General features: G+C 50.3%; 10 protein-coding genes. 7 read left to right on the top strand and 3 right to left on the bottom strand.

From position 1 onward, the window contains the following. Together QFX39_RS05090 and QFX39_RS05085 are read right to left on the bottom strand one after the other, a co-directional pair. Positions 1-656 (bottom strand): ABC transporter permease (locus QFX39_RS05090; protein ID WP_300477990.1); only part of this gene is annotated, 656 nt, incomplete at its 3' end. Positions 657-695: 39 nt separating this feature from the next. Then, the gene (locus tag QFX39_RS05085; protein ID WP_300477961.1) at positions 696-1,634 is read right to left on the bottom strand and encodes an ATP-binding cassette domain-containing protein; all 939 of its coding nucleotides are present in this window, start codon (positions 1,632-1,634) and stop codon (positions 696-698) included. Positions 1,635-1,772: 138 nt separating this feature from the next. On the opposite strand from QFX39_RS05085, the gene QFX39_RS05080 reads away from it, so the two are divergent. The 4 genes from QFX39_RS05080 to QFX39_RS05065 all read left to right on the top strand — a co-directional run bounded on the left by QFX39_RS05080 (position 1,773) and on the right by QFX39_RS05065 (position 5,426). Further along, a complete protein-coding gene (locus QFX39_RS05080) occupies positions 1,773-2,084 on the top strand; it encodes an ATPase domain-containing protein (RefSeq protein ID WP_300477959.1) in 312 nt (103 codons plus the stop codon). After that, the gene (locus tag QFX39_RS05075) at positions 2,081-2,881 is read left to right on the top strand and encodes an ATPase domain-containing protein (RefSeq protein ID WP_367185385.1); all 801 of its coding nucleotides are present in this window, start codon (positions 2,081-2,083) and stop codon (positions 2,879-2,881) included. The genes QFX39_RS05080 and QFX39_RS05075 overlap by 4 nt, the downstream gene beginning before the upstream one ends. Positions 2,882-3,599: 718 nt before the next feature. Next, positions 3,600-4,946 carry a rhodanese-like domain-containing protein gene (locus QFX39_RS05070; RefSeq protein ID WP_300477988.1) on the top strand — a complete coding sequence of 449 codons (1,347 nt, stop codon included), beginning with the start codon at positions 3,600-3,602 and terminating at the stop codon, positions 4,944-4,946. A gap of 3 nt (positions 4,947-4,949) precedes the next feature. After that, complete coding sequence (locus QFX39_RS05065; RefSeq protein ID WP_300477957.1) at positions 4,950-5,426, top strand: pyridoxamine 5'-phosphate oxidase family protein; 477 nt, start codon at positions 4,950-4,952, stop codon at positions 5,424-5,426. Positions 5,427-5,690: 264 nt separating this feature from the next. On the opposite strand, the gene QFX39_RS05060 is transcribed toward QFX39_RS05065, so the two are convergent. Then, positions 5,691-6,539, bottom strand: a complete 849-nt coding sequence (locus QFX39_RS05060) for a UbiA family prenyltransferase (protein ID WP_300477956.1) — start codon at positions 6,537-6,539, stop codon at positions 5,691-5,693. Positions 6,540-6,662: 123 nt separating this feature from the next. Between QFX39_RS05060 and QFX39_RS05055 the strand changes: the two genes are divergently transcribed. Genes QFX39_RS05055 through QFX39_RS05045 form a run of 3 tightly spaced genes read left to right on the top strand, consistent with a single transcriptional unit; the run spans position 6,663 to position 8,672 of the window. After that, positions 6,663-7,322, top strand: coding sequence for an SEC59/DGK1/VTE5 family protein (locus tag QFX39_RS05055; protein ID WP_300477955.1), 660 nt, complete (start codon positions 6,663-6,665; stop codon positions 7,320-7,322). Continuing rightward, positions 7,319-7,921 carry an AAA family ATPase gene (locus tag QFX39_RS05050; protein ID WP_300477954.1) on the top strand — a complete coding sequence of 201 codons (603 nt, stop codon included), beginning with the start codon at positions 7,319-7,321 and terminating at the stop codon, positions 7,919-7,921. The genes QFX39_RS05055 and QFX39_RS05050 overlap by 4 nt, the downstream gene beginning before the upstream one ends. Then, positions 7,893-8,672, top strand: coding sequence for an MBL fold metallo-hydrolase (locus QFX39_RS05045; RefSeq protein WP_300477952.1), 780 nt, complete (start codon positions 7,893-7,895; stop codon positions 8,670-8,672). The genes QFX39_RS05050 and QFX39_RS05045 overlap by 29 nt, the downstream gene beginning before the upstream one ends. The last annotated feature ends 36 nt before the right edge of the window (positions 8,673-8,708 follow it).

Genomic DNA, 8,708 nt, shown 5'->3' with positions numbered 1-8,708 from the left:
TTTCTCAGTATTGTGAACCTGAGGGCGTCGACTGCATAGGTCAGTGGATTTATATAGACCGCGCCCTGAAGCCATGCTGGGAGTCCGGTTATTGGGAAGAGGGCCCCACTCAGGAGGAATATCGGGAGCACTATGAAGCTCATTATAAGGTTGAACCCCTCCATGCTGTCTGTAAAAGCCGCTATCATGAGGCCCAGGCCCCCGAGGCCCATGGATATTATGAGGGCTATCACCATGCTAACAGCGAAGCAGATGGGGGACATTGTAACTCCCACTATGAATGACAGGACAAGGAGGATGGCCGCCTGTATCATGGAGGCCGTACTTATCCCCAGTGCCTTCCCGATAACTATGGAGGGCCTTGATATGGGTGCAACCAGTATCTCCTTCAGGAATCCATACTGCCGGTCTATTATCACAGAGACCCCTGAGAATATGCTGGTGAAGAGTATTGTCTGACCTATTATACCCGGATAGATGAAGGCCCTGTAGCCCCCGGCCACTCCACCGAACCTGACAGCAGCCCCAAGGCCTGTGCCGAATATTATGAGCCATAGGAGGGGGGTTACCACAGATGTGACTATCCTTGAACGGTAACGGAAGAAACGCTTCATCTCACGCAGCCATATTGTGTATATGCCCTCAAGTTCCGCCATGATATCAAACCTCAACTATTACCCTCAACTTCTGACATATCAGGCCTCACTTATACCCCTACCGGTGTACCTTATGAACACGTCCTCAAGGGTGGGGTGTTCCAGTTCCACTGACCTCACGTAGAATCCAGTCCTCGCTGCAAGGTTAACAATCTCGGGTACCAGGTTTTCGCCCCTCTCAACAAGGACCTTGACCTCATCATCCACCAGGTATGCCTTCTTAACGTATTCCTGTTTCACCAGGAGTTGATGGAATTCATCTGCCCTGTCAACCCTGACTGTTATGGTGTCTGCCCCAAGTTCCCTCTTGAGGTTTGAGGGGCTGTCAGCCTTTATTATCTCGCCGCGGCTCATTATGGCCACCTCATCGCATAGTTTATCTGCCTCTTCCATGTAGTGGGTGGTGAGGAGCACGGTAACGTCCTCCTCCCTGTTGAGCCTCTCTATGTACCTCCAGATGCTCTCCCTTGTCTGGGGGTCTAGTCCAAGGGTTGGCTCGTCAAGGAAGAGCACCCGGGGGTGGTGTATCAGGCCGCGGCCTATCTCGAGACGCCGCTTCATACCCCCAGAGTATGTCTTCACATACTCATCTGCCTTATCACCCAGGGCTATGAGTTCAAGGACCTCGTCTATCCTCCTCTCCCTTATATTCCTGGGGACCCCGTAGAGGGCGGCGTGCATTTCAAGGTGCTCCCTCCCTGTGAGTATGTCGTCGAGGGCCCTTGACTGGAAGACTATGCCTATGGACTCCCTCACCTTCCTGGCCTCCCTTACAATGTCATAGCCGTTTACCATTCCCCTCCCTGATGTTGGGTGTAGTATGGTGCAGAGCATTGATATCAGTGTGGTTTTACCTGCACCGTTGGGTCCCAGGACACCGTAGATGGAGTTTTCAGGGACCTCCAGATCCACGGAGTTAACCGCCAGGAAATCATCATATCTCTTGCTTATACCCTCTGTTTCAATTATGTTACCCATAGGAACCCCCTTCCGTTGATGCTCGGCTGATCATCACAAGTATTTTATGCTCTCATTGATTAATATAGTATTAAGTGAAAATCCGGTTTGGGATCACATCAGGGTTTCCCCAGTATTATTCCTGTGTGGGGTGGTTGATTGAGGTTCAGGTCCATTGAGAAGTCACCTACAGGCATAAAGGGCCTTGATATGGTAACAGGGGGTGGTTTCCCGCAGGGGAGAAACACCCTCATCTATGGCGGCCCCGGTACCGGGAAAACATTCATTGCAGTTGAGTTCCTTCTTAACGGTGCATCCTACTATGGGGAGCCAGGTGTCCTTGTGAGCTTTGATGAGCCGGCAGCCAGTATTGTTGAGAACTTCCAGACCGATGAAAGGATCCTTGAAAAACTGATTAAAGATGGTAAAATATTTATTGAAGACGTTTCAGTGGCGCTGATCCCAGTATAGAGTCCTACAGTCTGGATGCCCTTAAGATAAGGATCGAGGATGCTGTTAAAACCACGGGGGCCAGCAGGGTTGTCCTTGATAAGGTGGACAGCCTCTTTGATGGCGTATCAGATAGGGGCCCCCTCCACATGGAACTGCGCCACCTCATATCCTGGCTGAATGGGCTGGGGGTTACAAGTGTATTCACAGCCGGGGACTCTGGTGGTAAACCAACACATGGACTTGAGGACTACATCTCTGACTGTGTCATACACCTCACCCACACCTTCGATGGGGAGGTTGGAACAAGACACATGAGAATAGTCAAGTACCGGGGCTCCAGCCACGGCCTCAACAGGTACCCCTTCCTCATCAATGAGAGGGGAATCTCAATCTTCCCGATAACCTCCCTCAAACTTGATTCCAGTGTCAGCAGGGAACTTGTCTCCACCGGGATACCTGACCTTGATGATATGCTGGGTGGGGGTGTATACAGGGGTTCCAGTGTCCTGATATCCGGTACTACAGGGGCCGGTAAGACCACCCTTCTTTCAAAGTTTGCCTATGAGGCCTGCCGCCGCGGTGAACGCTGCCTCTACTTTGCCAATGAGGAGCCCGCAGATCAGGTCATCCGTAACATGGAATCGGTGGGGATCCACCTCACAGATTACCTTGATGATAAACTCATGATACACGCTGACAGGCCCACATCACTTGGGCTTGAATCCCACCTCACAGAGATGCAGGACCTTGTAATGGACTTCAAACCTGATGCCGTACTTGTGGACCCTGTTACCGGCCTTGCAGCTGCAGCTTGATGGTGAACTCAGAATCAGTGGGGATGACGGTGTGCGTGTGAGCCTTGTTTTCCCTCTTTAGAAACTGAATCTAAGGGAAGTGGTTTTGAAGATGGACGTTGATGTTTACACTGCAACCATGAAATCTGGCCTCGCAGTGATCCTCCTGGCCGTCATCAGTGTAGTTGCACAATTTTAATTGCATCTGTATCAAGTTTTTTGTCGGATCCTCCTGGCTGCCATCAGTGTAGTTGCACAATTTTAATTGCATCTGTATCAAGTTTTTTGTCGGATCCTCCTGGCTGCCATCAGTGTGGTTGCCGGGACCATGATGTCTCCGCGATACTGTTCCTTGTCGGTGGACTTCCTGTGGCAGGTGGCTTCATGCCCCAGAGGTCAATTAAAGATGGGGATGCTGTGATGGGGGCGGCATACGGGTGGTATTTAAGCCTTTTTTCATCTGTTTCCTCTCCTTCTCCATTAATTACACTGGAAGAACCTTCACTGCTGCTGAGTTACTGGGTCTTACCGCATCCCTTATGGTCATCACAGTGCTCCTATCATGGGCTTACCTTTCATGGAAGGGGTGATCTGTGTACCATAAACTCCTTCCGTCCTTGAATGAAAAACTGGCCCCATAAAATCCATTTAAAGCTCCAAAGAGCACTTCAATGAGCTATCCTCTTTTTCTGGAAAATGATAAATAAGCAGTTTTACATATTATTATCCGGTGAGGTGCATGATATTTGAGATAATAAAATCAGAGGGGCTATCCCATAATTCCTATTTTATTGCATCCGGTGGTGAGGCCGCTGTTGTGGATCCAAGAAGGGATGTGGATGTGTACCTTGAACTTGCAGAGAAAAACAGCGTGAATATCAGGTACATATTTGAGACCCACAGGAACGAGGACTACACCATCGGATCTGTGGAACTGGCTCGTTATGTGGATGCTGAGATACTCCACGGTGCGAACCTGGATTTCAGGTATGGTACCTCTGTTGTGGAGGGTGACACCTTCAGGCTGGGAAACCTTGAACTGGAGGTCCTGGAGACACCCGGCCACACCTATGAGAGCATATCGGTGGCTGTGAGGGACAGGAGCGTTTCAGATGACTACCTTATGGTATTTGTGGGTGATGTACTCTTTGCCGGTGAAACAGGGCGTGTTGATTTCTTTGGGCCTGAAAAAATCCCTGAAACCGCGGGGTTACTCTATGAGAGCATACATGAGAAGATAATGCCACTGGGGGACCATGTTGTGGTCTGCCCGGCCCATGGGGCGGGTTCGGTCTGCGGGGCTGACATAAGGGACATGGACACGACAACTGTGGGGTATGAGAGGCTCACAAACCCATACCTCCAGATGGGAAGGGATGAGTTCATTGAGCACAAGATCTCCGAGAGGCTCTACACACCACCATACTTCAGGAGAATGGAGGAGAACAACCTGAGGGGTGCTCCTGTGGAGAACCCCAACCTTGAAGCCCTCCCTGTTCCTGACTTCAGGGAACTCATGGATGAAGGCGCCCAGGTGGTTGATGTCCGGAACCCCACAAGCTTCTCGTCTGGCCACATACCCTGCAGTCTGAACATCTGGCAGGACGGCTTCGCGGCCTTTGCAGGGTACTTCCTCAACTACGATGACCCTGTACTTGTGGTGGATGATGGGCGTGGCGTTGAATCTGTCAGGAGGTCCCTCATAAGGCTCGGCTATGATAACATGGCAGGGTACCTTGCAGGTGGATTCCCCTCATGGTACATGGCTGGACTCGAGTTCAATGCCATAAGGGCCATGAGCGTCCATGAACTCAGAGAACTGGAGGGCGACTTCTTCCTGCTTGATGTGCGTAAGATCACAGACAGGGAGAGGTTCCACATTGAGGGTTCAGAGCACATCTGGGTGGGGGATCTCCCTGATAACATTGACATGATACCCGAGAAGGACGTGGTTATATACTGTGATTCAGGTTACAAGTCAACGATAGCCGCCAGTATACTTGAGATGCATGGTTTCAGTGCCACAACTGTACTTGGGGGTATCGGGGCCTGGCTGAGGGCAGGTTTCCCCGTGGTGGAGGTGTGAGTGATGGGTATAGTTAAGATCCCCCTCATGAGCAGGGAGGAGTATGATGAGTTCATAAGGGAGAACTTCATGAGCAGGATAGCCTTCAACGGTGACTATCCATACATAGCCCCCTTCCTCTATATATTCGATGGGGAGCACATCTACTTCCTATCAACAAGATACGGCAGAAAGATAGAACTCCTCAAGAAAAACCCCTATGTCGCAGTGGAGATAGAACACTATGAGGAGGACCTATCAGATTACCGCTTCGTTACACTGCAGGGGCAGATAGTCGAGGAGAAGGACCCATCAACCAGGAAGAGGGTTAAGGGGATGTTCGCCGACCTCATAGAGAAGCACGGCCTATCAAGGAACATCCTGAAGGCCCTTGGTCATTCGCCTGAGGATCCCCTGACATGCCTTGTGGAGATGGACCGTTCCTATGTATGGAAGCTGGTCGATGTGGTTGACATTGTGGGCATAAAAAGCGGTGAGTAGGCCTCAAGAATGAGTGGTTCCATGTCATAATCGCAGTTTTAAGTTTCCTTAGAGATTTCATAGAATGAGTGGTTCCAGGCGGCTGTCCACCTGGAACAGGTTAGGGGGGTTAAAGGTAGAAAAAGTTTAGGGTGTTGAAGGAGTTAAATGAAGGTTGGGGGGATGAACATCTACTCCTTCACCTACCCTATCATTTCCTACTATTCACATACACTAAAGGTTTTTTGTGAATAATTTCACCCATTATCATCTTTTTTGTGACATCTAAGGTACCATGCCGGCCATCCCTGTTACGGTGCCGCTTCCGGCAGCGAATGCCAGAAACGTCACCGCCATCCCCACCTTTATGAGCCCTGAGACACGTGATGCGGTTTCCCTATCCTGGCCTTTGAGTATCATGAAGGCCGCCCGCAGGAAGAAAATCACTGCAACTGCAAGGACCGGGATATAGAGGATTGAGAATATCCCTATAATGTAAAGGCTGGGACTTGTGAGGCTTGCTGATAACATGAAGGCAGCCGCAAGGATCCCTGAAACCCCCCTACCATGTGTTATGGGGAGTGTGGTTGCACCCTCAACCAGGTCCCCCTCAACGTCCTCCATGTCCTTGACTATCTCCCTGGCCATGGTCATGAGGAAGGCGTAGATTCCAAGGTAGACGGACGCAGAGATCTCACCGACAACTATGCCCCCAAAGACGAAGCTCAGCCCTGTGAGGAAGGATATGGTTATGTTGCCAACAAGGCACCTCTTCTTGAGGCTCCAGGCATAGTATACCATGAGCAGGGAACTTGAAGCCACCACAAGACCCGGTAGAGGGCCCAGGTAGAATCCCAGTGCTGAGGCCAAAACAAAAAGTAAGATAGAATAGATACCAGCAGCCCTTCTTGTGATCCTCCCTGAGGGTATGGGGCGTGATGGCCTGTTAACTCTGTCAATTTCATGGTCAAAGTAGTCATTTATCACATTACCTGCGCCTGTGGCGGTGAAAACAACTATGCATGCGAGGAGAACATCAACATCAAACCTGCCGGCAATGAGGGCCATGAGTATAACAGTTATTACAGCCATGACAGCGTTTACGGGTCTCAGTATTTCAATGTAAGGGTTCATGCAGAAAAACCTCCATCAGTTCTATCATAAAAGGCCACTATACTTAAACTACTCCCAGCTTTTACATGTATCAATCATGATAAATCAAAAGCCACTTATACCTTGAACTACTCCATAATTCCTATGAGCGGCAGTGACATTCTTGGACTCCTGATGGTATATCTGTATGTTGCGGTTTTACTGATTGTATCTGAGAGGCTCCTTGGTGATAGACCAAACCTCAGCCGGAAATTTGTACATATAATGGTTGGTAACATCCTATTTATATTACCCCTCTTTGATAGCCGGCTGGTTATAACATTCCTGGCGGCGGCGCCATTCATACTCCTAACATTCCTCATAAGCCCCTATTCCCCATTGAAGATAAAACACCGGGCCTCCTCCTATGGTCACGGCCTTGGCCTCGTCTACTACTCCATATCCTGGACCGTGCTTGCCTACCTATTCTTTAACACCCCCTGGGTCACGGGTATAGGGATAGCCGCCATGTCCTATGGTGACGGCCTTGCAAGCCTGATAGGTGAGAGGTTTGGCAGGACAACCTTCAGTGTACTGGGGGATAGGAAGAGCCTGGAGGGCTCCCTGGGGATGTTCCTGACACTCATTGTGACGCTGCCCGTCGTCCTCCTCTATTACTCACAGAACATAGCCCCGCTGGTCATAGTGGGGGTTGCCCTGGTATCAACGGTACTGGAGGCCCTCACCCCCAGGGGCCTTGACAACCTCACGGCATGCTTCGGGGCAGTTGCAGCCTACATAATCCTCGGGGGAATGGCTGTTTGAGGTTCATAGTCATTGATGGCCTTGACGGGGCAGGTAAGGACACCCACGCCGAACTAATAAGAAGGAGGTACCTTGAGCGTGGTGAGCGCGTAATATTCAGGTCCCATCCTGAGGAGGATAATCCCTACGGTAGAAGAGCCAAGAGGGCCCTACTCATGGGTGGAAAGGTTAACCATATAAAGGCCGCGGTGTTCTATGCCCTGGACGTCATAAGGTCCCTCTGGAAGTACCACTGGCGCTCCAATCCTGGCCCCGACACCCTGATATTCTCAAGGTACCTCATGGGAGTGGCCTACCTCCCGGGGCCCCTGGCATCAATACTGTACCGCCTGCTCTCAAGGGTCCTCCCCACCACGGAGTACATGTTCTTCCTCGACGTGTCCCCCGAGGAGTCCCTGAGAAGGTTAAGGGAGAGGGATGAACATGAGATGTTCGAGAACCTGGAGGACCTCACAAAAACTAGGGAGAAGGCACTCAGACTTGCCAGTGGCTGGTACATAATAAACACAGAGGACCCCATAGCTGATGTGCAGCGAAGGATAGACGAAATACTTGACCTCCTGGATGGTGATGTTTCTGAAAATTATCTGCCTTGTTGAGGATACCTCAAAAGCGCCGCTGATGGGTGAACATGGCCTATCACTGTACATCGAGTCTGACATCAGGATACTATTTGATATGGGGCAGAGCAGACTCTTTGCAGAGAATGCCAGAAGACTGGGCGTTGACCTCAGGGAGGTGGATGTGGCGGTTATCTCACACGGCCACTATGACCATGGAGGAGGACTAAGACATTTCCTCGAAATCAATGACTCGGCAGATGTCCTCATGGGGGAGGGGGCATTTACACCACGCTATGCCATTAATGGTGACTGGAGGTTCATAGGCCTCGAGGAAATCCACGATGCTAGAATAAAATTTCTGGGTAAAACTAAGAGTTTTCCGGGCTTCACGGTGATCCGGGACTTTGGAGATCTTTTCGAGAAACCAGCTGGTAACATGACTCTCTTTGAATGTTTAAATGGCGAACCCGTTCCTGACAGGTTTTCCGATGAACTGGCCATTGCCATTGAAGAAGATGGTCATCTTAACCTCATAACGGGTTGCTCCCACAGCGGCATACTCAACATTGTCAGTAAGGCCTATGATATCTTTCACAGGCCTTTGAATCTCCTTGTGGGTGGTTTCCACCTTGAGAGGTCCCCCAGAGAGGTTGTATCCAGGCTTGGAGAATTTGTTAAAGGCCCCGTCTACACTGGCCACTGTACATCAGAGGAGGCACGACTGAGTCTGGCTGAGAGTCTGGTTAATGTCAATCCACTACATACAGGGACGGAGATCATCACATGAGAGGCCTTATTAAAGAGTATGTGCAGATATTAATAC

Origin of the sequence: Methanothermobacter sp., assembly GCF_030055425.1 — an archaeon.
GTDB lineage: Archaea > Methanobacteriota > Methanobacteria > Methanobacteriales > Methanothermobacteraceae > Methanothermobacter.
The sequence above is the reverse complement of the archived record's forward strand: the minus strand, read 5'-3'. Positions and strand labels throughout refer to the sequence as shown.

Coding starts and splice junctions, on each gene's coding strand:
- QFX39_RS05085 (WP_300477961.1), bottom strand. CDS start 1,634: ATGGGTAACATAATTGAAACAGAGGGTATAAGCAAGAGATATGATGAT.
- QFX39_RS05070 (WP_300477988.1), top strand. CDS start 3,600: ATGATATTTGAGATAATAAAATCAGAGGGGCTATCCCATAATTCCTAT.
- QFX39_RS05065 (WP_300477957.1), top strand. CDS start 4,950: ATGGGTATAGTTAAGATCCCCCTCATGAGCAGGGAGGAGTATGATGAG.
- QFX39_RS05060 (WP_300477956.1), bottom strand. CDS start 6,539: ATGAACCCTTACATTGAAATACTGAGACCCGTAAACGCTGTCATGGCT.
- QFX39_RS05055 (WP_300477955.1), top strand. CDS start 6,663: ATGAGCGGCAGTGACATTCTTGGACTCCTGATGGTATATCTGTATGTT.
- QFX39_RS05045 (WP_300477952.1), top strand. CDS start 7,893: ATGTTTCTGAAAATTATCTGCCTTGTTGAGGATACCTCAAAAGCGCCG.